The sequence below is a fragment of the Tissierella pigra genome (assembly GCF_009695605.1).
Lineage (GTDB): Bacteria > Bacillota > Clostridia > Tissierellales > Tissierellaceae > Tissierella > Tissierella pigra.
Genome location: NZ_VUNQ01000011.1, coordinates 40,454 through 65,960 on the forward strand (window position 1 = coordinate 40,454; position 25,507 = coordinate 65,960).

The 25,507-nt window shown below is 29.2% G+C and carries 28 protein-coding genes; 8 read left to right on the forward strand and 20 right to left on the reverse strand.

The features are described from left to right. Positions 1-131 precede the first annotated feature (131 nt). Positions 132-686 (reverse strand): DJ-1 family glyoxalase III, encoded by a 555-nt coding sequence (locus FYJ83_RS06725; protein ID WP_154439568.1) that lies wholly within the window; start codon positions 684-686, stop codon positions 132-134. A 154-nt stretch (positions 687-840) separates the two neighbouring features. On the opposite strand from FYJ83_RS06725, the gene FYJ83_RS06730 reads away from it, so the two are divergent. From FYJ83_RS06730 to FYJ83_RS06745, 4 genes are all read left to right on the forward strand, one after another. Beyond that, positions 841-1,104, forward strand: a complete 264-nt coding sequence (locus FYJ83_RS06730; protein ID WP_154439569.1) for a YciI family protein — start codon at positions 841-843, stop codon at positions 1,102-1,104. Between the two features lie 133 nt (positions 1,105-1,237). Next, positions 1,238-2,149, forward strand: a complete 912-nt coding sequence (locus tag FYJ83_RS06735) for an alpha/beta hydrolase (RefSeq protein WP_154439570.1) — start codon at positions 1,238-1,240, stop codon at positions 2,147-2,149. Positions 2,150-2,169: 20 nt separating this feature from the next. Continuing rightward, positions 2,170-3,435, forward strand: a complete 1,266-nt coding sequence (locus FYJ83_RS06740) for a hypothetical protein (protein WP_154439571.1) — start codon at positions 2,170-2,172, stop codon at positions 3,433-3,435. 14 nt (positions 3,436-3,449) lie between these two features. Continuing rightward, the gene (locus tag FYJ83_RS06745; protein WP_154439572.1) at positions 3,450-4,115 is read left to right on the forward strand and encodes a DUF6320 domain-containing protein; all 666 of its coding nucleotides are present in this window, start codon (positions 3,450-3,452) and stop codon (positions 4,113-4,115) included. A 26-nt stretch (positions 4,116-4,141) separates the two neighbouring features. Here the strand turns inward: FYJ83_RS06745 and FYJ83_RS06750 are convergent, their stop codons facing one another. The 7 genes from FYJ83_RS06750 to FYJ83_RS06775 all read right to left on the reverse strand — a co-directional run bounded on the left by FYJ83_RS06750 (position 4,142) and on the right by FYJ83_RS06775 (position 10,793). Next, complete coding sequence (locus tag FYJ83_RS06750) at positions 4,142-5,062, reverse strand: GGDEF domain-containing protein (protein WP_154439573.1); 921 nt, start codon at positions 5,060-5,062, stop codon at positions 4,142-4,144. Positions 5,063-5,164: 102 nt separating this feature from the next. Then, on the reverse strand, positions 5,165-5,968 hold the full coding sequence (locus tag FYJ83_RS06755; protein ID WP_154439574.1) for an ATP-grasp domain-containing protein: 804 nt from the start codon (positions 5,966-5,968) through the stop codon (positions 5,165-5,167). A gap of 275 nt (positions 5,969-6,243) precedes the next feature. Beyond that, positions 6,244-7,086, reverse strand: a complete 843-nt coding sequence (gene lipA / locus FYJ83_RS06760) for a lipoyl synthase (protein ID WP_154439575.1) — start codon at positions 7,084-7,086, stop codon at positions 6,244-6,246. Continuing rightward, positions 7,077-8,102, reverse strand: a complete 1,026-nt coding sequence (locus FYJ83_RS06765; protein WP_154439576.1) for a lipoate--protein ligase — start codon at positions 8,100-8,102, stop codon at positions 7,077-7,079. The genes lipA and FYJ83_RS06765 overlap by 10 nt, the downstream gene beginning before the upstream one ends. A 184-nt stretch (positions 8,103-8,286) precedes the next feature. Beyond that, on the reverse strand, positions 8,287-8,421 hold the full coding sequence (locus FYJ83_RS20245) for a hypothetical protein (protein WP_268233511.1): 135 nt from the start codon (positions 8,419-8,421) through the stop codon (positions 8,287-8,289). Positions 8,422-8,440: 19 nt separating this feature from the next. Beyond that, positions 8,441-9,178: a TraX family protein gene (locus FYJ83_RS06770; RefSeq protein WP_195837937.1), complete on the reverse strand. Its 738-nt coding sequence runs from the start codon at positions 9,176-9,178 to the stop codon at positions 8,441-8,443. Between the two features lie 268 nt (positions 9,179-9,446). Next, positions 9,447-10,793, reverse strand: a complete 1,347-nt coding sequence (locus tag FYJ83_RS06775; protein WP_154439578.1) for an MATE family efflux transporter — start codon at positions 10,791-10,793, stop codon at positions 9,447-9,449. Between the two features lie 146 nt (positions 10,794-10,939). On the opposite strand from FYJ83_RS06775, the gene FYJ83_RS06780 reads away from it, so the two are divergent. Further along, positions 10,940-11,833: a helix-turn-helix transcriptional regulator gene (locus FYJ83_RS06780; protein WP_154439579.1), complete on the forward strand. Its 894-nt coding sequence runs from the start codon at positions 10,940-10,942 to the stop codon at positions 11,831-11,833. A gap of 148 nt (positions 11,834-11,981) precedes the next feature. On the opposite strand, the gene FYJ83_RS06785 is transcribed toward FYJ83_RS06780, so the two are convergent. Beyond that, positions 11,982-12,542, reverse strand: coding sequence for a SagB/ThcOx family dehydrogenase (locus FYJ83_RS06785; protein ID WP_154439580.1), 561 nt, complete (start codon positions 12,540-12,542; stop codon positions 11,982-11,984). Positions 12,543-12,650: 108 nt separating this feature from the next. Here FYJ83_RS06785 and FYJ83_RS06790 point away from each other — a divergent pair, with 108 nt between their 5' ends. Beyond that, the gene (locus FYJ83_RS06790; protein ID WP_154439581.1) at positions 12,651-12,944 is read left to right on the forward strand and encodes a transposase; all 294 of its coding nucleotides are present in this window, start codon (positions 12,651-12,653) and stop codon (positions 12,942-12,944) included. Positions 12,945-12,993: 49 nt separating this feature from the next. Further along, complete coding sequence (locus tag FYJ83_RS06795; protein WP_326828316.1) at positions 12,994-13,818, forward strand: IS3 family transposase; 825 nt, start codon at positions 12,994-12,996, stop codon at positions 13,816-13,818. A gap of 5 nt (positions 13,819-13,823) precedes the next feature. On the opposite strand, the gene FYJ83_RS06800 is transcribed toward FYJ83_RS06795, so the two are convergent. The 7 genes from FYJ83_RS06800 to FYJ83_RS06830 all read right to left on the reverse strand — a co-directional run bounded on the left by FYJ83_RS06800 (position 13,824) and on the right by FYJ83_RS06830 (position 21,298). Further along, positions 13,824-14,417, reverse strand: coding sequence for a PBECR4 domain-containing protein (locus tag FYJ83_RS06800; protein WP_154439582.1), 594 nt, complete (start codon positions 14,415-14,417; stop codon positions 13,824-13,826). 254 nt (positions 14,418-14,671) lie between these two features. After that, positions 14,672-14,839: a hypothetical protein gene (locus tag FYJ83_RS06805; RefSeq protein WP_154439583.1), complete on the reverse strand. Its 168-nt coding sequence runs from the start codon at positions 14,837-14,839 to the stop codon at positions 14,672-14,674. A 372-nt stretch (positions 14,840-15,211) separates the two neighbouring features. Beyond that, positions 15,212-16,654, reverse strand: a complete 1,443-nt coding sequence (locus FYJ83_RS06810; protein WP_154439584.1) for a leucine-rich repeat protein — start codon at positions 16,652-16,654, stop codon at positions 15,212-15,214. A 56-nt stretch (positions 16,655-16,710) separates the two neighbouring features. Beyond that, complete coding sequence (locus tag FYJ83_RS06815) at positions 16,711-17,784, reverse strand: hypothetical protein (protein ID WP_154439585.1); 1,074 nt, start codon at positions 17,782-17,784, stop codon at positions 16,711-16,713. A 66-nt stretch (positions 17,785-17,850) separates the two neighbouring features. Continuing rightward, a complete protein-coding gene (locus FYJ83_RS06820; RefSeq protein WP_216584583.1) occupies positions 17,851-19,389 on the reverse strand; it encodes a stalk domain-containing protein in 1,539 nt (512 codons plus the stop codon). A 207-nt stretch (positions 19,390-19,596) separates the two neighbouring features. Beyond that, on the reverse strand, positions 19,597-20,538 hold the full coding sequence (locus tag FYJ83_RS06825; RefSeq protein ID WP_154439586.1) for a nucleotidyl transferase AbiEii/AbiGii toxin family protein: 942 nt from the start codon (positions 20,536-20,538) through the stop codon (positions 19,597-19,599). After that, complete coding sequence (locus FYJ83_RS06830; RefSeq protein ID WP_154439587.1) at positions 20,531-21,298, reverse strand: type IV toxin-antitoxin system AbiEi family antitoxin domain-containing protein; 768 nt, start codon at positions 21,296-21,298, stop codon at positions 20,531-20,533. Before FYJ83_RS06830 ends, FYJ83_RS06825 begins: the two co-directional genes overlap by 8 nt. Positions 21,299-21,673: 375 nt before the next feature. Between FYJ83_RS06830 and FYJ83_RS06835 the strand changes: the two genes are divergently transcribed. Continuing rightward, complete coding sequence (locus FYJ83_RS06835; protein ID WP_154439588.1) at positions 21,674-22,048, forward strand: hypothetical protein; 375 nt, start codon at positions 21,674-21,676, stop codon at positions 22,046-22,048. Positions 22,049-22,400: 352 nt separating this feature from the next. Here the strand turns inward: FYJ83_RS06835 and FYJ83_RS06840 are convergent, their stop codons facing one another. The 4 genes from FYJ83_RS06840 to FYJ83_RS06855 form a co-directional block, all read right to left on the reverse strand. Continuing rightward, positions 22,401-22,694, reverse strand: a complete 294-nt coding sequence (locus tag FYJ83_RS06840; protein ID WP_154439581.1) for a transposase — start codon at positions 22,692-22,694, stop codon at positions 22,401-22,403. A 73-nt stretch (positions 22,695-22,767) separates the two neighbouring features. Then, on the reverse strand, positions 22,768-23,400 hold the full coding sequence (locus FYJ83_RS06845) for a hypothetical protein (protein WP_154439589.1): 633 nt from the start codon (positions 23,398-23,400) through the stop codon (positions 22,768-22,770). Next, the gene (locus FYJ83_RS06850; protein WP_154439590.1) at positions 23,391-24,098 is read right to left on the reverse strand and encodes a LytR/AlgR family response regulator transcription factor; all 708 of its coding nucleotides are present in this window, start codon (positions 24,096-24,098) and stop codon (positions 23,391-23,393) included. The genes FYJ83_RS06845 and FYJ83_RS06850 overlap by 10 nt, the downstream gene beginning before the upstream one ends. A 143-nt stretch (positions 24,099-24,241) precedes the next feature. Then, positions 24,242-25,483 (reverse strand): hypothetical protein, encoded by a 1,242-nt coding sequence (locus tag FYJ83_RS06855; RefSeq protein WP_154439591.1) that lies wholly within the window; start codon positions 25,481-25,483, stop codon positions 24,242-24,244. Between the last annotated feature and the right edge of the window lie 24 nt (positions 25,484-25,507).

The following is a 25,507-nucleotide window of genomic DNA, read 5'->3' on the forward strand; positions in this document are numbered from 1 at the left end:
ATTTTTATTTTTCAGATTTGCCACTTCATCTTCTAATATAGATATTCTCCTATTTAATTTATAAATCACTGGAATATATCCTAGTATAATAACTATCCACGGCCACATTATAACCCTCCTACAATTTAAATTTAAGCTTTATATAGTATATCATCTTTTAGTTCTTTTGCTTTTTCTTCTCCTAATAAGTATTCTATTATTTCTATGGCAAAGTCTACTGCCAATGCTGGTCCTCTTGCTGTTATGATATTGCAGTCCCTAAGAACATTTTCTTCAATATATATTCCACTTTTTAATTCTTCTCCAAATCCTGGATATGAAGTTACATTTTTACCATTTATAACTCCTGCTCTTTCAAGAACTATAGGGCCTGCACATATGGCTGCTACTAGACCACCATATTTATCTATTTCCTTTACTATATCAATTACTTTATGATTATCCCTAAGATTTGTAGCTCCTGGTAACCCTCCTGGAATAATTACCCCATCATAGGAATCTATATCGCTAATATTGTCTATATTGTTGTCTGCAATAACTACAATATCATGAGCTCCTTTTACCCTATTATCTTGTGTAATGCCTATGGTTTCAACAAGAATATCTTTTCTTCTAAGATAATCTACTACTGTTAAAGCCTCCACCTCTTCAAATCCTTCTGCTAAAAATAAGATAACTTTCTTCATATAACCCCTCCTATTTTTCCTTATATTTATCTATACCCAAAATCTCCAAAAATCCTTACAAATAATCTTTTGGATAATTTATACATAGGAAGAATTTAATTTATATGTATAATACTAAATAAGATACTGATAAAATTTATAAGGAGTGAACAAAATGATTTTATATGTTGCTATATTAGAAACTACTGATTCAAAAAAAGATGATGAAATATTAGATGTACATAAAGCTTATCTTCAAAAGCTTATAGATGAAGGGAAGATATTTGCTAAAGGGCCTTTTACAGACCATAGTGGGGGACTTGTGATTTATAAAGCTGATTCCTATGAAGAAGCCAAAAGAATGGCTGAAAATGATCCTGCTATATTGGAGAAGTCTCGAAAATTAACATTAAAGGAATGGCGTAGCAATATAGAATAGCTTCCTGTAAAACACTAAGATTCTTAGTGTTTTATTTATTTTATAGTAATTCCACTAGAATATATATTGACTATGTATGGGTATTATAATATATAATATTAGTTAGCCAGATAGGTAAGGAGAAGATAATTCTATGAATAAGTTTAAAAGGGTACTTCTAAAGATTTTATCTATTCCCCACTTTAACCTTAAAAAGCATTATAAATTATATAGAAGATTTTTAAATATATTTAAACAAGCACCTGAACCAATATATAAAACATTGGATCATAAAATTATAATGGAAAATAGAGAGATTCCCCTTAGAGTTTTTATTCCTAAATCAAATCCTTTACAAAAAGTTCTTATCTTTTTCCATGGTGGAGGTTGGGTTACGGGAAATATTGATTATTATACTAATGTATGTACAAATTTAGCCAATATGACTAATCATATAGTTGTTTCAGTAGACTATCGATTAGCACCTGAAAATCCTTTTCCTGCTGGATTAGAGGATTGTTATTATGTTGCTCGAGAAATCTTTAAAAACCCTGAAATACTAAATTGTAAAAAAGAGGATATAGTCTTAATAGGAGATAGTGCTGGGGGAAACTTGGCTGCTGTCGTTTCTCTTATGGCTAGAGATAAAGGTGAGTTTCTGCCTACTAAACAAATACTAATCTATCCTGCTACAAATTATGACCATAGTATAAATTCTCCTTATGCTTCAGTAATAGAAAATGGAGAGAACTATATAATGACCTCAAGACGAATACAGGACTATATGTACTTATATGTTGAAAATGAAGAAGATAGGTTAAATCCCTATGTGGCACCGATACTATCTAAAGACCTTTCTAACCAGCCAAAAACTTTAATTATAACAGCTGAATTTGACCCTCTCCGTGATGAAGGTGAAGCTTATGGCATGAAATTAAGGGATTTTGGCAATGATGTCAAAATACATAGAATGAAAAATATGATACATGGATTTTTCTCTAATCCTTTAAGCTTAGATAGTATAGATGAATTCTATGAAATTATAAATATATTTTTAAAAGACTAAACATTGAAATGGTGGTTAATATGAAACAACAAAAAGAAGAAAAATGGACTAGACTTGATAATGCCTCTAAGTTTTTCCCTGCAGTTGCAAATAATAAGGATACAAAAGTATTTAGATTTTCCTGTGAGTTGTACGAAGATGTAGAGCCAAAGGTTTTACAAAAATCTCTAGATTTAACTATGGAAAGTTTTCCATTCTATAGGTCCATATTAAGAAGGGGACTCTTCTGGTACTATTTTGAATCCAGTGACCTAGAACCTATTATTGAACTAGAAAATAAACCTTTATGCGCTCCTATTTACATAAGAAATGAAAGAAATCTTTTATTTCGTGTCTTTTATTACAATAAAAGGATTAACTTGGAAGTATTCCACTCTCTTACTGATGGTGCTGGTGCTATTTGGTTTATGGAAACCCTTATATATCATTATATGACCATAAGATATAAAGATAAATTTAAGGATAAAGGTCTAAAACTAAACTATAAAGCTTCCATAAGTGAGAAATCAGATGATAGCTTTAAGAAAAACTACAATAAAAGAGATATTTTTATACACGGTAGAAACAAAGGGGTTTCTGCCTATCAAATCAAAGGAAGTAGAATTAAAGAAAATAGAATGAAATTAATCGAAGGTGCTATGTCTGTAAAATCAGTTTTGGATATAGCTCATGAATATAATACTACTTTAACAGTATTCTTGACTTCTTTACTTATATATTCTATTTATAAAGAGATGCCACTTAATAAAAAGCACAAACCCATAGTACTGTCTGTTCCCATTAATTTAAGACCTTACTTTAAGTCAACAACAGCAAGAAACTTTTTTAGTACTATGAGCATTAGCCATGGCGTTCACAATCAAGATTTAAATTTAGATGAAATAATTCAAAATGTAAACAATAGTTTTAAGGAAAATCTAACTAAAGAAGCCTTGGATAAAAAATTAAATCATTTTATGTCCTTAGAAAAAAGCATTTTTACAAGAATAGTCCCTTTAACTATTAAAGACTATGTTATACATGCAGCAACTAAACTAGATGATAAAAAAATAACTTCATCTATTTCAAATATTGGAAAGATTATTATGCCAGAGGAGTTTAGTGATTATATAAAACAATTTAGTATTTGCGTAAGTGCAAGAAGACCCTTAATTACTTTATGTACTTATGATGATAGATTAGTTATAAGTTTTACTTCACCTTTTGAAGAAACCGATATACAAAGAACATTTTTTCAATTTCTTTCTGAAAAAGGAATAGAAATTGAAATCACATCAAATCTTTAGAAAGAAGTGAATATATGAATTACTGTAGCCATTGTGAAGTTAAAATACGAGGAGAACAAGAAAAGTGCCCATTATGCGGAAATATGTTATCAGATAATCATCATAATCACCATGAAAAGATTTTTCCAAATGTTCTCCCATATTACGAAAAACATTTAGCCATTAGAATTTTACTATTTATTTCAATAGCAACTGTGGTAGTTAGCTTTTCCATTAATATTATATTTCCTTCAAATATAAACTGGCCATTATTGTTAGTATTTGCTCTAGTTAGTATATGGCTTGGAGTTATTGCCCTTATTCAAAGAAGGTATCATATAGCGAAAAAAATCGTTCGGCAAGTTTGTATTATATCTTTATTGGCAATTTTTTGGGATTGGCGAATAGGATGGAAAGGTTGGTCATTAGATTATGTAATACCTATTACTTGTGTTACTGCTATGATAACTATGTATATAATAGCTCAAGTTATGAAACTTAGTACAAAGGAGTATATTACTTATACATTAATTGATGGGTTATTTGGTATTATTCCAATTTTATTTTTTATATTTGGTTGGATAAATGTAATCTACCCAACTATTATCTGTGTAACCCTAAGTATTATATCTGTATCTGCAATATTTATATTTAGAGGAAAGGATATTAAAGTTGAATTAGATAAGAGAATGCACATATAAAAGCTTCTACAAGATTTGTAGAAGCTTTATATTATTATTTTATTTCTCCCTGCATTTTTGGCCTCATATAGTCTATTATCCGCTATTTTTATTAGTTCATCTGTATTGATATTATCTAAATCTATTTCACTAGATTCTACAATTCCAGAACTAAATGTAATATTTATACTTATACCCTCATAGATAAAAGGTTTATTTCCAATTATATTTAATATCCTTTCCATTAGTATATAAGCATTTTCTTTATCTGTATCTGGTAATAATAGGATAAACTCTTCTCCTCCATACCTACCAAATATGTCATAAGACCTTATATTTTGATTTATAATATTTACAAACTTAGTTAATATATAGTCTCCTGCTTGATGCCCATAGGAATCATTGATTTCTTTAAAAAGGTCAATATCTAACATAACTAGAGAAAAAGAATTTTTAACTCTTTTATAATTGTCTATGAGTTGGCTAAATCTATCCATTAAATACCATCTATTATATGAGTTGGTCAATGGATCTCTTATAACAATTTCTTTTAGTCTAGCTTCTAAAAGTTTTCTTTCTGTTATATCATGTTTTACAGCTAAATAGTAGGTAAGTATTCCTTCTTTATTATATATGGGAGTAATTCTAGAATCCTCATAATATAAGCTTCCATCTTTTCTCCTATTTATTAACTCACCATTCCAGACTCCACCATTGGATATGGTATACCACATTTGTTCATATATCTCTGAAGGGGTAATCTCAGATTTTAAAATCCTTGGAGTTTTTCCTATGGCCTCTTGCCTAGAATAGCCTGTGACTTTTTCAAATACTGGATTCACATATATAATATCACCTTCTATATTTGTAATAAGTATTACAACAGAAGATTGATCTATTGCTGTAGATAATATATTTCTTTCGTTTTCAATATCAAAATCTATTTTTTCTTTATCTTTATTTTCCATATCTATCACCTTTACACTAGTTAGCTTAGATTCTATCTTATTTTTTATCTATTGTAAAGATATTAAATTCATTCCAAATAATGTATAAAAAAGAGCCTCTTTTTAAGAAGCTCTTGGAAATGTTGGATTAATAGGTGTAAAGTCAGGGTCTCTGCTAATATATTCATAAATATATTTTTCTACTGAAATACCCATATTTCTTAAGCCTTCGTTACCAAACATTACATTGTATTCTAATATATATAGTCTATTATCTACTACTACAACATCAAATCCTGCATGATTTATATTTAATTCTTTTGCTACATTTTCTACTAATTCAATAGCTTCCTTAGGTACATTATCATAATCATAAGTTGCACCTTTTGCTATATTGTTATGAAACTGTCCTTCTCCTGCAATTCTCCAATAAGCTCCAATTACTTTATCTCCTACATATACAATTCTAATATCCCTATCTATAGGAAGTTTTTCTTGAATATATATAGACTCATTGGTTTCTATATAAGATTTAAGTTCTTCTCTATTTTCTACTAAAAAAACTCCTCTGCCCATGGAGCTTTTGATTTCCTTCGCAACTAAGGGGTAGCCAAACTCCTCTTCTATAGTTTCTATATTTATACGATCCTTGCTTGTTATTTGAGTATAAGGTATGTTTTTAGGAAATATAGCTTGTAATACCCTAGTAGTCTCAACTTTATTATGCCCTAGTTGATAAGTGCTAATGTTTGGAAATATCTTTTTCTTTAACCCATATACCAATGTATTTACCTGCCAGTATTCAGGAAATAAAATATAATCTGCTTCTTTAATCTTATCCATTTCCATTAACATATTTTCTGGCTTAATATAGGTAACATTAGGCATTCCTAATGTCCTAAAAGGATTAAATGTAACTATTCTCATGATACCATCCTTTCTAATTTGTGACAAAAATATTTTACTCTTAAAAAGGACTTTTAGCAATATATTTTTTACTGGAAAAAGATATTTTTGAAGAAAACTTTTTTATGTATTCACAACAATGCTAAAAATAATAAAAATACTAAGAGAACATTTGCAGGACACGATTTAATTCTTAGCTTACATGAACTTTAGAATTATTCGTGTCCAAAACTGTGAACGTGGATTTTTATTATTTTTTTATTCACTGTCAATAGTAACAAAGATTTTTTTATGTATTAAAAATCTTCTGCATAGTAGGAACTTCTAACAAGAGGTGATGATGCTACCCTCTTAAATCCCATAGATAAAGCTATCTCTTTATATTCGTCAAATTGTTCAGGTGTAATATACTCCACTACTTCTATATGTGACGAAGTAGGTTGCAGATATTGTCCTAGTGTTAACATATCACACTCTACTTCTCGAAGTCTCTTAAATACATCTATTACCTGTTCTTTAGTCTCACCTAGTCCCAACATCATACCAGATTTTGTCATCATATTGGGCTTTACTTTCTTTACATAACTAAGTAGTTCTAATGATCTTTCAAATATTGCCATTGGCCTAACTTCATCATATAATTCTGGTACAGTTTCTACATTATGATTTAATACATTTGGTTCTGAATCTATAATAATATCTATTAACTTTTTATTCCCCTGCATATCTGGTATAAGCAGTTCAATAGTTACATTTGGTGTTCTCTTTCTTATTTCTTTTACAACATTTGCAAATTGATTTGCTCCTTGGTCTGGTAAATCATCTCTAGTGACAGATGTAATAACAGTATGTTTTAAATTAAGTTTTTCTATAGCCTTAGCTACATTTTCTGGTTCTTTTAAATTTACCTTATCTGGCATTTCCCTAGTTACATTACAAAAAGTACAATTTCTAGTACAGTTTCTGCCTAGTATCATAAAAGTAGCTGTTCCTCTTGCAAAACACTCCATTCTATTGGGACAATTGGCTTCATCACATACTGTATTTAAAGAAAGATCCGATAATAAAGATTTAACTTTGTTAGATACGACTCCTCCTTGCATTTTTACTCTAATCCACTCTGGTTTTCTTAATCGCATTGGCTTACCTCCATATCTAATTCTATATCCAGTAATCCTTCAATAAATTCCTTTGCTGATAATCCATGAATATAGTCATTTATATTTATTGTATTTAATACAGCTTCTAAAGCATTTATATTATGTTTTACCCCCATTAGTTTTTCTTCCAACTCTTTGATATTTTTTTCTCCGAAAAAATCCCCATAAATAGAGATATTCTCTATTTGACCACTTTCCACCTCTAAATGATACTCAACCACTCCACTTGGATATTTTCTAGAATTTGTATATCTATAGTTAGGACTCTTTCCATAGTTCCAATCCCAAGTTTCAAATCTATTTTTAACTATTTTATCTATTTCTTTTAAATCTTTTTCATTAAATTCATATATGGTTTCTATTCCATGGGTTTTTATTACATAGTTTTTTAAGTACTCTCTAAATTCCAGTAAATCCATTTTTTCGTCTATATGTTCAATAATATTAGTTACTCTAGCTCCCACGGATTTCACCGATTTATCTACAAACTTTATAGGCTTACTTTTAAGTGCCAAAGATAATTTTGACATATCGCAATTATATAGTAGCGTTCCATGGTGAAGCAGTTTGTCCTTCTGAGAGTATTGTGCATTTCCAGAAAACTTCTTCCCACCTATTACTATATCATTTCTTCCTGTAAATTCTGCATTTGCCCCTAAAGACTTTAAGGCATTGATTACTGGTAATGCAAATTTTTCAAATCCATTTTTTACTTTAGTCTCTAGGGAATTTCTATAAGTAATAAATGTAAAATTCATATTTCCCAAATCATTATAAACAGTTCCACCACCTGATAATCTTCTAACTACTGTAATATGATTTTCCTCAACATAATCTAAATTTATTTCAGATATGGTATTCTGATTTCTACCAATAAGTATAGAAGGTTTATTTATCCATAACATAAAAATCTCTTCATCAAAGTTATTCATTAGATATTCTTCCGCAGCATGGTTAAAGAATGGATCATTGCTATTATTTATTACATAAATCATTAGAGTCCTCCTATTCATATGAACTATTCTAGTATAATTATATACAATAGTTCTACTACTTTCAATATTTCCATATTAAAGTATATTTCTTCAATCTAATTATAATTTAAAAAACACACTTAAAAAGTTAAGAATAAATTTAACTTTTTGAGTGTATTTTTAAGTAAATCAAATTTCAGTATTTCTATTCTTCAGTAGCAATTACAATTTTCTTTATGGGTTTTCCTAACTCCTTCTCTAACATTTCAATGATTTCCACATTAGGTATTCCTATAATTCCAATTGACGCTGCGTCTTTTCTTCCATACTTCTTTAACATATAAGCACTCCTTATAATATTATCTAGACAGTATTATAAAATTTATAAATGCAATAATCCATAAATGTAATGGATAGAAAACATAGAAAAAATATTTGCCGAATTTATTATTCAATCCTCTTTCTCCATTATATAATGCTATAAAAGGAAAAACAAAGAAATAGTATATTTCACTTCTTAGAAGTATTGCTATAATTTCCACAGCTATATACCCTAAAAATCTTTCCCCTTTCTTATTGTGTAAAAAATATGTAATTAACATAAATGGTAATAATACAACACCCCATTCTGACCAGAAACCTATAATAAAGCATATTGCTGACATCATTAAAAATAAAGACCGTACAATACCTTTGCTATCTTTACTCCATATGATGAATGAAATACATAATACTCCAGCTACAATAGTGGGACATATAAAGGTTCTAATTTTTAGATATATATAATTGGATTCAACTATTGTTGAGCTGAAATTTATAAGTAAGTATGTTAAAAGCTTATTACCTGCTAATACCAAAATCGTCCACATAACTAATCGCAAACAATATCTTTTTAAATTCCTAGTATATATAATTCCCTCAATAGCTAAATATGCAAACATAGGAGCTACACATCTTGAAATAATTAAAAAAACATGTGCTAAGTCATCGGAAACAAAATTATATCCAAATTCCAAATGATTCAACACCATCAAAAAAGCCATAATAAGCTTAATCTGAAATCCATTTAATCCCCTACGTTGAGTCATTACCTCCATAAAATAGCACATCCTTTCTCAACTAATTATAATATATCCTAGCAAATAACATAATTTGAAAGAAATTACTTTTCTTCTGTTATCCTATCATATTTATTGCCAATTAGGAAATGTAAATTATTAAGCTGAAGTTTTTCCCTAAATAATGTTGTAGATTTCTTAATTGCAAAAGGTTATTATACCAAGAAAGAAAATAGAGCTACTCTCAATTAAACATTTTTTTGCAATGACACTGCAAGAATTAACTATTATAGATTATAAAAACGTTTTATATTAAATTAACTTCCTTTGAACTATTCATTTTTATATATACAATAGATACTAAAATAGAGGTTATAGATGCTACTGGTCCAGTTAAACCTAATCCTATTAAACCTTTTTGAAGTACTATGGTCATCAAAAATGCTACTGGTATTCTAACTGCTATAGATGATACTATCCCATTTATCATGGTAAAATTAGTTCTTCCACTTCCATTTAAATATCCATTTAAATTAAATTTAATGGCAACTAAGATAAAATCTATACTAAATGTTTTTAAATATTTACCTCCTGCATTTACTACATCTGCATCAGCTTTAAATATTCCCATTATAGATTGAGGGTGTGCTTGAGCCCATACGAAAAAAAATAAGGAGCATATAAAAGATATTAATATACTTATCTTTAAGGCTTTCATAGCCCTTTCTGGTTTATTAGCCCCTATGTTTTGAGCAGTTAGTGCTGCTAAGGCATAGGATATGGACATAGGTGGAAGCATTGAAAATACTTCAAATTTAGCCACTACACCTACTGCTGCTGACTCTGCTAGCCCCATACTATTGGCAATACCAGCTATAACCAAGAAAGAAGCCCAAAGCAATACTTCTTGTAAAGATAAAGGTGCTCCAACTTTTAGTAGCATTGACATCTTGTCCTTTTTTATTTTAAAGTTTCCCAATTTAAATTCAAATATAAAGTTTCTTTTGGCTAAATATATTATTGCCAAAACCATACTAATCCCTTGTGATAATATAGTAGCTAGGGCAGCTCCTGCTGCTCTCATATCAAATACTCCCACTAAAATTAAATCTAAAACTATATTAGTTACACAAGCTATGGCAATAAAATATACTGGTCTTTTAGAATCTCCTAACCCTCGCAGAATAGAGCTTATGGCATTATATCCAAATATAAATATAACTCCAGAAGAACATATCATTACATATTTAACAGTATCTGCATAAGCCTCTGGTGGTGTTTTCAAAATATTAAGTAAAGGTTTTGTCAGTATAAACATCAAAACAGTTATAAACAATGATACAATTGCACCTGAGGATAGTAAACTTCCTATGGTTTCAGATACATCATTATTTCTCTTTGCTCCATAATACTGTCCAACTAAAATAGTCCCTGCCATAGTGAGTCCAATTATTAATCCATTTACAATTTGCATAACTTGTGTACCAATGGCTACAGATGATAGTCCAGCAGTATCTGTAAATAGACCTACAATTAATAAATCTGCTGTTCCATATAAAGCCTGTAGAATATTTGCTATTATAAAGGGAATCGAAAAACTTATAAGCGATTTATAAATACTCCCTTCAGTTAAACTTTGTTCAAGTTGTTTCAATTGATTCTCCTCCTTCTAATACCTTTTCAATTTATTATATGGATTTTCTCAATTATATCTTATATCTATAATTATATTATGATAAACTAGTTACAATCCATAAGTATATTGTCATAAACTAAAACTATATTAGCGAGGTCTTTAATATGTATTTAAATACTTTCAATGTTAATAGTAATTTACAATCAAAAATGGAATATGGCACTCTTGAATTTCCCTTAGAAGTCTTTTATGACGATTTATATAAATATGATATGAATTTTATTCGTTGGCATTGGCATAAGGAAATTCAGTTTGCCATTGTACAAAAAGGCGTTGTTGAATTTTTCTTCTTAGATGAATCCTTTCAGCTATCGGAAGGAAATGGTTTATTTATTAATTCAAATAGTCTTCATCAAATGAAGCCGATTACTCCAGACTGTGTAGTAGTCAATATAGTATTTAATCACACATTAATAGGTGGACACAATTTATCCCTTATAGATAGGAAATATATATATCCTATTGTAAATAATAGTAGTCTTGATTTTCTACTTTTAGATAATACCATTAAGTGGAATAAGGATATAATTATAAAATTATTTGAGATTTATGATTTCCATAAGAATCGTGATTTCGGATATGAACTTTCCATAAAAAATAATCTATGTAGTTTATGGCTAATTTTAGCTTATAATTTAGTTCCAAATTTAAATTTATCATCTAAGCTTCATAAACATGAAGAAGAAAGAATCAAAATTATCCTTGAATATATTCATAATAACTTTTCAAATAATATTAGTCTCAAAGATATATCTGATTCTGTTCATATTAGTAAATCAGAATGTTGTCGATGTTTTAAAAAATATTTGAAAATGTCACCTTTTGAGTATCTTATGCAATATAGAATAGTAGAAGCCTTGAGCCTTATACAAAATACCACTAAATCCATAACCGAAATTATGTGTTTAGTGGGATTTAATGATGCAAGTTATTTTACAAAGATATTTAAACGATTTACTAATTGTACTCCTACTGAATATCGAAAACAATTTAATTAAAAGCCCTATCTATTTTTCAATAGAGATTATAATTTTCTTTTTAAATAATCCTTTACCAATTAACAAAATACTCCTTCCCTCTTTCTCAACTAATTATAATCTATCTTAGTAAATATCATAGTCTGAAATAAATTATTAGTCTCTCATACTAAATCATCCCAAGTATTAATTCATACAATAAGTATTTTTCACCAATATCAATATTTATGTATTCTAAAAATATATCATCATAAAAACCTCCTGATGAAATAACTCCTATTCCAAGACCTTCACATATCAAGCATATATTCTGTGCAAGATGTCCTGCCTCAATATTTAAAAATCTATATGCTCTATCTTGATATTTCATTCCTTTTATACTCATATCTCCTACTATATATATATTAAATGAAGATCCATAACAAAAATGTTCATTTGCAGTAATAAAATTATATTCTTCTTTAGAAAAATTATCTTTTATTATATATAAGCTATTGTCTAGATTATTATATAAGTATATTCCAGCTTCCAGTTCCTCTACATTTAAAACTGTTACAAATAAGTACATAGAGTCAATTGCACCAGAACTTGCATAAGGTGTTAAGTTTGCTTTTGGATAGAACATAAATTCATCTAATCGTCCTGTAACAAAGCTGGAGTAAAATAAAACTTTTGTAAAGTCCATTAAACTTATAGGTTGTTTTGAAAACTCTCTTTTTGTTCTTCTCACTTGTATTGAATTTATTTGATCTGATGATAGAATAAAAAACGGAGAACATAAATATGATATATCCTTGAATCTGGTATAATAATTATAACAGATAAGGAGAGGTTATTTATGGGAACAAAAAAACATTACACTAAAGAATTTAAACAAGATGCAGTTAATTATTATTATTCATCTGGGAAATCAATCAAAGCAGTAGCAGAAGATCTAAAAATTAGTGCTACAGGTCTTAATAACTGGATTCAAAACTCCAAAATGAATGATGGAGTAGTAAATCATAGAGGCTCTGGTAATTACTCATCAGACGCAGAAAAAGAAATTGCAAAACTAAAAAAAGAACTTAGAGACAAAGAGGATGCACTTGAAATACTAAAAAAGGCCATAGGCATACTGAACAAAGATTAACTGAAGGAATATATATAAAGAAGTAAAAAACCTATCTAAAGAACGCCGAATTTCAGTTAACAGTGTGCTTAAAATACTAGGCGTTTCATCTTCTGGATATTATGATTATTTAAAAAGAGAAGATTCAAATCAGAAGATTAGAAAACAACAAGTTAAGCAAGAAATTACAGAGATTTACAATGAATCCAAGCAAATATATGGTGCCCCTAAAATCACATCCATACTTCAAAGCAGGGGTCATGTTATTGCTGAAAAAACAGTAGGAAACTACATGCGTGAACTCGGAATCAAAGCAATTTGGGTAAGTCCGTATAAAAGAACGACAATAGATCCAGATTTTGATAGTAAGCTTAGAAATATTCTAGATAGAAATTTTTCACCTAATGCACCAAATACGGTATGGGTAACAGATATTACCTATATATGGACAGTAAGCGGATTTGTCTATCTAACAACAGTTATAGATCTATTCTCACGAAAAGTAATAGGTTGGCACCTTTCAGATACTCTATCAACAGAAGGAGTGCTAAAAGCCATCAATAAAGCAAAATCATGCAGGAAAATAGATGCTCCTATAATTATTCATAGTGATAGGGGTGTACAATATGTGTCAAAGGCATATATTGAGGTAACACCAGCAGGGAAATTCATACGAAGCTATTCACAAAAGGGAACCCCTTGGGATAATGCTGTCATTGAGTCATTTCATGCTCTAATAAAGAGAGAATGGCTAAACAGATTCGTCATAAGGCATATTAGTCATGCTCATGAACTCATTTTTGAATATATTGAAACATTCTATAATACTAAGAGAATTCACAGCCATTGTGATATGTCTTCGCCTTATGATTTTGAGGATAAACATGTTGGTTAATCGATTCAAGAATATATTAAGTTTTTATTGTCCGTTTTCTTGACAGAAGACCATTCACCAGTTTTCTTATTAATTTTTTCTTTATATAGTAGTACCATTTTTGTATTTCCATTTGTAAAATCTTTTTGTGTTTTAAGAAAAAAAGATCTACAAAACATCTTTTCTTTTAATTCATAATTTCCATCTATAAAAATATAAATAGATCCTCCACTATCTATATTCTCCAAAATAAATTTACATTCTACACTTGTCCAATTACTTTGACTTCTATTAAATTTAAATACTAAATTATTACTATCCATTATTTCTTCTATTTTAACAAAAGGGGTTATCCGCTCTATGTTTGTAACTTCATATTTACTACTTTTAGAAATAAAGCTTTCTGTTATTTGATTTTCTATTATTAAATCAAATACTTTTTCTTTATTCTCTGAGGGATAGTTAATATCATTTAACTTCTGTAATCCTACAAGATGAAAAAAATTTTCTTTTTTAAATTCTATAATTAACTCTGTTGTAATTCCTTTTCTTCCAACAACTATTTTATACTCTATATCTAACAAATTTTTAAAAGATAATGCTGCACTCTTTAGACTCAATTTATTCACCCCATAACATAGAAATGGCACTACGGATAATCCATAGTGCCATTAAATGTTTTCTTTCAGATATTTAAATCCTATCCAAGTTGTGGTTTTCATTTAAACCCCTCGGAAGCTCCACAGGACACTGCGACTTGGAACAACATCCTGTTTCTACGCTTAATAGACACACTCTGTTGCCTATTCTCTATTAGTATATACAAAAGTTAACTTTTGTATATCAATATTCTTTACTACAATTTAATAATATATCAATTTTGGCTAAAAGTCAAATTTTTAGGGTTATCACCTGCACTTAAAACCCTTATACCCTCTGGAATATATACTTCTTCTATAATCTCAGGATTATATTTATCCTCAGACTTTGCAAATGGGTTTTCTGTTTTTATTCTAACAGATACAACAGGGTCTCTGTTCATTGTTGCTGGAAACCAAACCCTTGTTTAGTCACCATTATAAAAAACCTTCACTCATTGTAAGTCAGAGTCACATGTGTAATCAAAGTCTGAATCAGGGTTTTGTTCCTATACCTTAGGTGGATAATTATGGGATTGGGTACTAGTTTATTTATCTGAATTATTGCTTGAAAGATTCTTACAAGCTGTTAATAAAAATATACAGGCAAATATTAACCAAGCATATTTTATAATTATAGACCTTTTCATTTTATGCTATAACCTTTCCGATTTGGTTAGTATTTATTGATAAAAAAATTTGTTGCCAAGACTTTTTTTATAATATAAAAAATATTTACCTTGTGCCTTTTTTACTTATGAAAAGCATCATATAGTTTACTCAGCTAGATATCTCTTACCTGTGTCTATACCTACAGTATTGGTTGGTCCATCCCATGTTACTCCTATATCAAAGGCTTTAGCTATATCCCTTAGTTTAAAGAAGTTACTTCCACCTATATTATAGGCAGTTAGTGAAATCTCTTTTCCATCCTTGTAAATGGCTGATGTAGTCACCTGTGCTGATTTAGACTTTCCATCACCCTTGGCTAATTCTCCTCCTATAGGAGTATAAACTTTGTTTGATATGAGCTTTATTGCATTCTTAGCTCCATCCCATTCCACCTCGAAATTTTTGGCAGTTTTATTTACAACCTGAGCTAAATCTCTTAATTTAAAATAATTATTGCCATCTATATTGTAGGATTCAAGTTCTCTTAAAACTCCATTTACTTTCACTTTAGAAACTGTGGCCATAGCTTTTACTGTATTTGTCATTGCAAGAATTTCATTGATTTGATTTGGTCGATTGGATTTGCTAATTGATCCAGGGATAAAAAGATTTTTGTCAGATACCCCATATTTTGTGATCAATCCATCATAAGTTGATTTAGAAATTATCTTATCATCCTGAGAATAAGTAGGATTTTCATCGTCTTTTCCATAGTCATCATAGTCGGCTATGATATGAGTTAATTCTATAACCTTTCCATTGCTAATAGATAAAATATGATAGTGTGTATACAGGCCGTGGCTGTAATCTATCAAATAGTTGTTTGGTGAAACAAACAGACTACCTTGTACATATGATTTGTCATAAGTACAAAGCTTTCCATTGTGAAAATAAAATAAACGATAAGATTGCCCTCCCCCATTTAGGTCATCTTTATGTGCAATCACTTCCTTTGTGCCATCACCATTTATGTCAACCAGGTAAGCTGCCTTGTAGCCTGCTGCACCTTTGAAATACTCACTCAAGGCAGTTGAGTAGGGATGAGGGTCAGCTGTTGCTGCTGCCGCTATGGGAACAAACTTAATAAAACGGTTACCATCGGCATCAGTAGTATTAGCTGCATATTGCTCAGCGGCTGAACCAATAGTGCCATATATTATAAATCCGTCATGTGGGGTATGAAAACTTCCAGCTCTATCCCAACCCAAACTATCTTTGCCAATAACTTTAACACTTCCCGGGATTGTAATTGAATCTAATCCAGAGCATCCCCAGAAAGCATTATCGTCTATTTTTACTACACTGTCAGGGATAAATACCGATTTTATCTTATCATGGTCAAAAAAAGCATGATCTCCAATTTCAGTTACACCATCTGGTATAACAACATTTTCTGGGAAGTCGCTACCAAAGTCGCCATCGTATCTGACTAAAACACCATTCTTAATATTAAATAAACCTTCTGCTTGCACAGGTATTGAAAATGTTGACACGAGTCCCAATAGCATAAATAACAGCAGTATAACAGATAAAACTTTCTTCTTCATAACAATTAGCCTCCAAAAAAGTATTTTTTAATGACGAACTACATAGTAAATTGATGTTATAAACGCTCACATAACAACTCACATAAGATGCCCGAATGCTCTGGTACTGGCCCATCAAATGGTGATATTTTGCTTATACGGTAACCACGCGGAATTAAATAAACACTATTTACATTTGTTATGTCATCATAAGAAAGTGTAAAGTTTGGATAAGTAATAAGATATTCTTTTAATTTTGGTTTCATAAACGTTAGTACTTTACGTTCTTCCTTTACATTGGCATAAAATGAAATTGTTGGTGATATATCCTCCGAAAATAAAACCACCCTGAAAGTCATTTTTTGCTTATCAACATTATTAATTACCAATCCTGTAAGGTTTTGTTTAGAAGTTGCTAACGTTAGATCATAAATTGTAGCAACAGTGTTTATATCATTAGGGTGATTATCAAACTCTACAATAACCTTCTTTAAAAGTGAAATGTCTCGTTTGGATTTTGGTATTTGTGCTGTGTTTAAATTAATATAATTTTGTATATTATACCAACCTAACAAAGAATTAAATCTATACCCTGATTCTTCCATGTTCTTACATAAATCAGGACTAAGTTGCTTAGTGTCCCATTCATGAAAAATAGGATCAAAAGTCGTTTCACCCCAAAATCCAAGCTCATAACTATATGTCATCCCATCTCCTTTCATTTTTTCAAGTTCATGGGGGTACATTTCTTCAGGTTTTAAGTTATATAGGTTACGTGGCTGTATAGACGGTTCTGATTGAAACTCAAGATCCTTTGTAATTGTTTGCTTGGAATTTTGTTTTATTGTCTTTTGTTGTAGCCTAGAATTAATCTTAGTCTCATGAATCCTAAAATCATCAATATTTTGTCCACGATAACTTTGCATAATCTTGCAAAATGTTTCAAAAGACATTTTAGGATAAGCTCCCCTGGACTCACCACTCCAACCCTGACCCTCTATAGGTGCAGTATTAAACCCATTGCCATTGATAAGTTTTGTTACTGCAGATCTAGTTGCATATTGGTAATCATATCTAGTATCTGCTATTTCTTGCAAGGTTCTACCTAGGCAAACATAGTCATATATAATTTTCAATTCTATTTTATTCATAAAAAAACCTCCTTATTTTAAAATCAGTAGAAAGATTTTTACAAAACCTTTCTACTTTTATTTGTATCATTCAGCTACATATCTCTTACCTGTGTCTATACCTACAGTATTGGTTGGTCCATCCCATGTTACTCCTATATCAAAGGCTTTAGCTATATCCCTTAGTTTAAAGAAGTTACTTCCACCTATATTATAGGCAGTTAGTGAAATCTCTTTTCCATCCTTGTAAATGGCTGAAGTAGTTACCTGTGCCGACTTAGTCTTTCCATCACCCTTGGCTAATTCTCCCCCTACAGGAGTATAAGCTTTGTTTGATATAAGCCTTATTGCATTCTTAGCTCCGTCCCATTCTACTTCAAAATTCTTGGAAGTTTTATTTACAACTTGTGCTAAATCCCTTAATTTAAAATAATTATTACCATTGATATTGTAGGATTCAAATTCTTTTAAAATACCATTTACTTTAACTTTGGAGGATGTTGTCATAGCTTTTATTGTATTTGTCATTGCAAGAATTTCATCGATTTGATTCTTTCGATTACTGTAGACCTCAGTAACACCATAGAATTCCTTCAATTTTTCATATTCTAATTCAGAAATTTCTTTATCCCCATGCATAAAGCTAGTATATCCAAGGAAATACATGCCAACAAACTCAGGCTCTTTAACAATCTTTCCATCTTTTAATATTAAAACAGTTGTTGCTTCAGCATCTCCTACAGTAGGTTGAGCTACTAAATAATTGTTTTGGCTAAATTCCATAGTATAATCAGCATCACCAAAGTCTGCTTCTATGTCATATGTCTTTAGTTTTCCATCCTGAAGATAAAAAAGCCTTGTCCCATTTACAAGCATTTCCATTATTCCATCCCTATTAATATCTGCTAGATAGGCTGTAGGAGGATACCCATTGTTATCATCCTTATCATTCACTTCCTTAAGATAATCCCTCAAAGCTATTGCATAAGGGTGTGGATTAGTTTCTTGAGCTCTACCATAGCTGTAAATTTTATCATACATATTAATAGGCGTAAATGGATATTCCATAAGTTCTATTCCTCTATTAAGCTCAGCCATAAGTCTCTCATTATTTTTAATTACCACTATCTCTCCACTATAACCACCGTCTGTTGAATCTTTCCTAGCAGATGACCAGATGGTTTCTGAAACTAATTCTTTATTTTTGATTGTAGTGTACTCAAAAGTTTCATTTCCATTATAAGCATATGTATAGGTAAGTAAGCCTGGTAAATCTAACTTATCAGATATAAACAACGTACCTGTACGCATTCCAATGCTACCTATTTTTTTTACCCCATTTGAATATGTGAAGATTTCATATATACCTGGTAAATCTACTGGATCCCACCTTATAATCAGTTCTGGTATACCATTATTATCAATATCTCTTATGGCAAATAGGGGATCTTTTATAGTAAGTAGTGAATCAATTACCTCATGTTGCATACTTGGGTTGTCCAGTAATTCAAAATATGCATCCTGCCAAGTCATGGTCTTTTCAGCTTGTACAGGTAGTGAAAAGACGGGGACAATTCCTAAAATCATACAAAATACCAATATAGCTAATAATCCTCTTTTGTTCATAGTATCCTTCCTTTATTTTATATTTATATAAATAGGGGTTCTATATTCCCCTAATTATATATATTGTTAATATAATTATAAGATAGTAATATTTATATATTAACATCTAATGGAATACCTTTCCATATCATTTCAATTTAACCTTATTAAAAGATGTTTTAATAGTTATCTACCAGGGGTATTTTTTATATATTAAGAAATGTGTCTTTATCTTATTTTCCATAGAGCCATTGGGTGATTTTTAATTCTATTAATTATCTCTTTATCTTCAAATAATAGTTCAGGTATGTATTCTCCATTTTCAAACTTATTCAAAAACTCTTTTTCATGACTTGTTATCTTCATTAATCCTGTAATATAATCTTTAACTATATTCTTTGTAACTTCTAAATCAAACTTTTCCTTATTCTTAATTACTGGATATAAATCTGTTTTTATTTTTCTTTGACTAATTGAATCTATAGCCCTTACATCAAAGTTCTTATTTATCTCTTTAGATGATATAGCTGAATAAAAAACAACACACTTTCTTAATAAGTCTTCCTCTGTTTCATCAAATAGACCATAATAAATCATATTTCGAGCATCATATAAATCTCTAGCTGCAGCCCTACTTAATAATGCATTGATTTTACTCCCGAATATTTCTAAAGAAGTTAATGACTTAACCTTATACATAGTTGAAAAATGCTCAGTTATAATTGGCCTTTCTTCTGGTTCAAAGATGTGAGATCTAAGAGAGTAATTTATTTCAATTTTAATATTATCCTTATTTCCACTAACACCAGTATAGTCATATATCCATGAATCTAAGCTATGGGGATTTTTAGTTCTAGGATTCATTTGATAACCTTGAGATACCATAAATCTATCAATAGTAGAATTTATTATATTTCTATTTTCTAACATTTCTTCTCTACTATTAGTAATTAGGTAATCTAAATCTATATCTACTGAAAGCCTGGGTAGGTTAAATATGGTTAGATTAATGGCTGTGCCACCTTTTAAAGCAAGACTATCTTTTAGTAGTGGATTAGTGTTTAGATATTCCAAAACATCCGCAAGCCTTGTTACCTTTTCAAATGTATCTCTAACAAAACCAAGTTCCTCTGCCTTTTTACCTAAATAAATACCATCATAATTAAACAAGTATATTACCTCCTTGGTCTCCTATTTCAAATATTCCATCTGGTATCATTAAATTCCATTCCTTATCAAAAAGGTTTTCTTCTTTTGAATCATTTATTAAATATCTCATACTTTTACCTATTCTACTTTTACAGTATTCTATAAAATTTACTGAAAGGTTTAGTCTATTTTGGAAGTATTTAAGGATATATCCTGTCCTTTGGTATAGAACTTGTTTATTATATATATCTAGGTATTTTTTTAATTTTTCCTCATCAAGATAATGGATCCCTTCTATACAATTAAGAAGTTCTTCAAAACCACCTATTTTATTAAAATCATTTATACTATCTATTAAAGTTCTTTCTAAACTTGTTATTCTAATACCCCTTGTGTTTCTTACTTCTTCTATTCCTTCATCCATCCTAGAGGCTACATACTTATATGTGATACCACCATATTCAAAATTAGTAAATCTTACCTCAGATGAAACATATACTTCATAAAATACCTGATTTGCTAAACCATAGTATTCAAAGGCACTATGATGAGATATATATGCAGTATCTGTTATTGCACAGGCAATCTGATACCTATTAGCGTATATCTGCCCTGTAGCTGGATTTACCACCGAATAAATATTATTCTTTACCTTTTTAACCAAACCCTTCTTTATCAACCCATCTAACAAAAAATATGCTGTTTTTACATTTAAAGTAAATTCTTTGACTTCCTCAATTGTAAAAGTGGGATATTTAGCTAATTGAATATATAAATTCATAGTTTCACCTCTTTTAAATTATTTCCTTTTTTAATTTTAGCATGTTATTCTAGAATATACAAGAATAATATACTGAAATTAAAACTTATAACTATATAATAAGGTTTTTTATTATATAGTTATGTCCCTTTTTGGGTATAGCAAGAAAACTGTTCTCAAATTTAGGTAGAAATAAGCAGAGCACAAAGGATATATATTTACACTAACTTATTTTTCAACTTAGAATAAGTATTGCTCCCAAGATACAAATTAAATATTCAGTGACCTTTTGAAAAAATCTATTAAGGTAAATATTTTCAAAATTAAAAATAAATATTGCATTTATTGATATAAGTGATATAATTTATATCACTTATAAAACTTGGAGGTTATAAAATGAATAAGGAAAAAATTGTTCCATATAGAATTGAAAATGATAGGTCTAAAATTATTGAAAATAATTTAATAGAGAATATTGAAAAAATTATTCAGTCAGGTAATGTTGCTAAAATGACTGTTGATTTTAATAAAAATACAATTCATGCAATTAAGCATCAGGAGGGAACAGTTTCAACAATTAAAATGAATTTTAACCCTATAGGCCAAATAGCAACCTTTACAAATACAAATATAACTGATAAAGAGTTACGTGACAATTATGTTATAGAGCTTTATGCTAAAGGAACAACACAAACAGCAATAGGTGATATCACTGGTTTAAGCCAAGCTATGGTTCATAACATTCTAAAAGAAGCAGGTGCTTTAAAATAAATCTATGTTAAAAGATGGCAATTATTATGCCTTTAATTTTTATCATGATATTATTAATACTATCGTCCTTTTTGAGTGTACCCTATTGAGTACACTTATTTTTTTTAAAAATATATAGTTTTCTATGCCTTTTTGAGTTATAATCTTATTAAAAGTGTACTCTTGATTTTAACCACCCAAAAAGGACACTAGGAGGTGTTAAAATGATATTTGGATATATAAGGGTTTCTAGTAAGGATCAAAATCCTCAAAGACAAATAGAAGCTTTAAACGCCTAGTATTTTAAGCACACTGTTAACTGAAATTCGGCGTTCTTTAGATAGGTTTTTTACTTCTTTATATATTCCTTCAGTTAATCTTTGTTCAGTATGCCTATGGCCTTTTTTAGTATTTCAAGTGCATCCTCTTTGTCTCTAAGTTCTTTTTTTAGTTTTGCAATTTCTTTTTCTGCGTCTGATGAGTAATTACCAGAGCCTCTATGATTTACTACTCCATCATTCATTTTGGAGTTTTGAATCCAGTTATTAAGACCTGTAGCACTAATTTTTAGATCTTCTGCTACTGCTTTGATTGATTTCCCAGATGAATAATAATAATTAACTGCATCTTGTTTAAATTCTTTAGTGTAATGTTTTTTTGTTCCCATAAATAACCTCTCCTTATCTGTTATAATTATTATACCAGATTCAAGGATATATCATATTTATGTTCTCCGTTTTTTATTCTATCATCACATACTCATTTTTAAGCCCATTCTTTATTAAAACAAAGTTAACATATATAATTCCTAAAGAAATTGTGGCTATGGTAACTATATTCTTTAAAGCACCATTAATATCTATGTTCCAGTATAATAATATAGCTACTAATATGACAAATATATTTAATATTATATACTTAAATACCTTATTATTCATAAGAACATATCTATATAGATAATTGAGGGGTATATATCTGCTTACTAAAATAACACCTGAGAACCCCATAATTTGAGCAATAATTCCATTTATAAAGTTTACTTTTATATCTATAAATAAAATTTGCAATATACCTACAACCATAAATTGAATCAATAAAATAATTATTATACAAATTATACTTATGTAGATGGTTTGTCTCATATCTTGCTTATATAATATAAATATAATAGCCATAATTAAAACCAGTGCTATTAGAATATTATATTTACAAGGTAAATATCTCCTAGATAATCCCATTAATACTGAAGTTATTAGAATAATTATCATAATCTTTTTCTTATTATTTTTTGTTGATCCGATTATCTTTCTTGATATTATAATTAAACTTGTAAAATCAAATATAGCCATTATAAATAGTCCCACTAATCCCATTTTAAATTACCTCTTATGAAATCCCTATACTTTCTGCCAATGGAAACGGGAAATTCCGCACCTTTCATATAAATATCATTATTAGCCTTATCAACTTTTTCAATATAATTGACATTAATTATATATCCCTTATGACATTGTATAAAATTAGGATTTAGCTCCTTCAATAATTGGCTTAAAGTATATGTAGATAATTCTATTTGCTCTCTTATTGTTGTAACAAATATCTTTCTACTTTGTGACTCAATATAAATGATTTCATCTTGTTTTACAAAGTAAGTATATTCTTTTTGCTTTAACTTTAAATACACCTCCTGTTCTTTTACTACTCCATAATTGATTATGGTTTCTAAAATAGTTTTCACTGTTTCTTCTTTAAAGGGTTTTACAATATAGTCATAGCAATGTATTTCTTTAAATGTCATTAACTCTCTAGTTGGTACAGCAGTTATAAATACAATTGGGGTTAGTTTATAATTGTCAATATTTCGTATTTCTTTAGCCAATTCAAATCCCGAATAATCTTTCAGTTGAATATCTAGTAAAAATATATCATAATTAATATCCTCTGCATATCTTAGAGCTTCTTTGGCATAGCCAGTTATGGTAATATTTATTTTGCTGTCTATAGAGTTAATCATCGCTGCCAATCCATTGGCAATTATAGGTTCATCTTCAACAATCAATATGCTAGACATCTAAATCACCTCTTATTGTTAGACTATATATTTTTCTTTTATCCTACCATATTTATTACCCATAATGAAGCGAAAGTTATTGTCTAGTTTTAAGAAAAAATAACAATAAAATCCGAACTATGTTAATAGTTCAGATTTTATTGTTATTTTATATTTATACCTAGTTCACTATTACTTAATATATTACAAATCCTAATAATATCCTCTTCTGAAAATGTTTTTTGAAACCTTTTCTTAATCTTTTTGAAATAGGAAAATCTAACTATTGAGCGAGATTCTACTAATTTTATATATTCTCTAGTAAATCTTTTTTTATTTTTAGATATGGCTTCAAATATCATGATTTTAGAGCAATTTTGTATTATTTTCTTTAACTTCTCTGATTTTCCAGAAGTAAAAATAATCTCCCTACGAAAAAACTCATCAATAAAGTTTATTAATTTATTTATAATTCTATCTAAAGGATATTTTCCATCTATTTGAGAAAATATAGTCATGTGTTTATTATTGTAGTCCTCCTCTATATCTTGTAAATCATCTATTATTTGAAGAAATACTCCATAGCAAAACATAAATTCAGCCTCTTCTTTTTCTAAGTTTCCTTTAACTAAATATCCATCAGCCAATACAGAGGCTCCACCCTTCTCAAAGGTAATCCCTATTATATCTTTTTCATAGGGCAGAGTCTTTTCTCTTTGCTGTATAAGACTTTTTTCCTGAGCACTATGAATAATCAATAGACTTTGAAATACCTCTTTATAGGTATCTCTTTTAAAGTCTTCTTCTATCCTTTTTACTAATTTGCAAATTTGTTCCTCATTAAAGTTTAAGGGTTTAGCTTCTCTTCCCAAAAGCCATTCTCTGAATCTTTTGTTGAATTCTATCTTATCTTTGTTGGACACCCCATCATCATCTAAATAATTGTCACTATAGGGGTATAACATACTATAGGAAAAAATAGACGGTGTTAATTTTACTTCCATATCAAATAAAATCTGTATGCTATTCATAATCCAAACATTTCTAATGGCTTGAAATATATCGTATACATCCATTTTAGGATCAAATACTTTTACTTCATCTATAAAATCTTCTGTTACATTTCCATAGCCACTATTAGTAAAGAAATCTATTATACTTTCTTCACTATTTAATATATTTACTTCCATATCTTTTATCTTTTTAAATACATCTTTTCTCCATATTTCTTCTTCATGTTTACTGGGATATTTCTTTAAAGTTTTGAAAAGTTCTTTTCTAAATCCCTCTATTTTTCTCTCATTTGCTAGTTTTTTTATAAAAGATACTTTATTATTTGTCATATGTAAATCTGTTTCCGTATTCCACCACAGTTCCAGATACTTATCTTTCAATTCCTTTATCATTTTATCACCACCTATATATCCTAT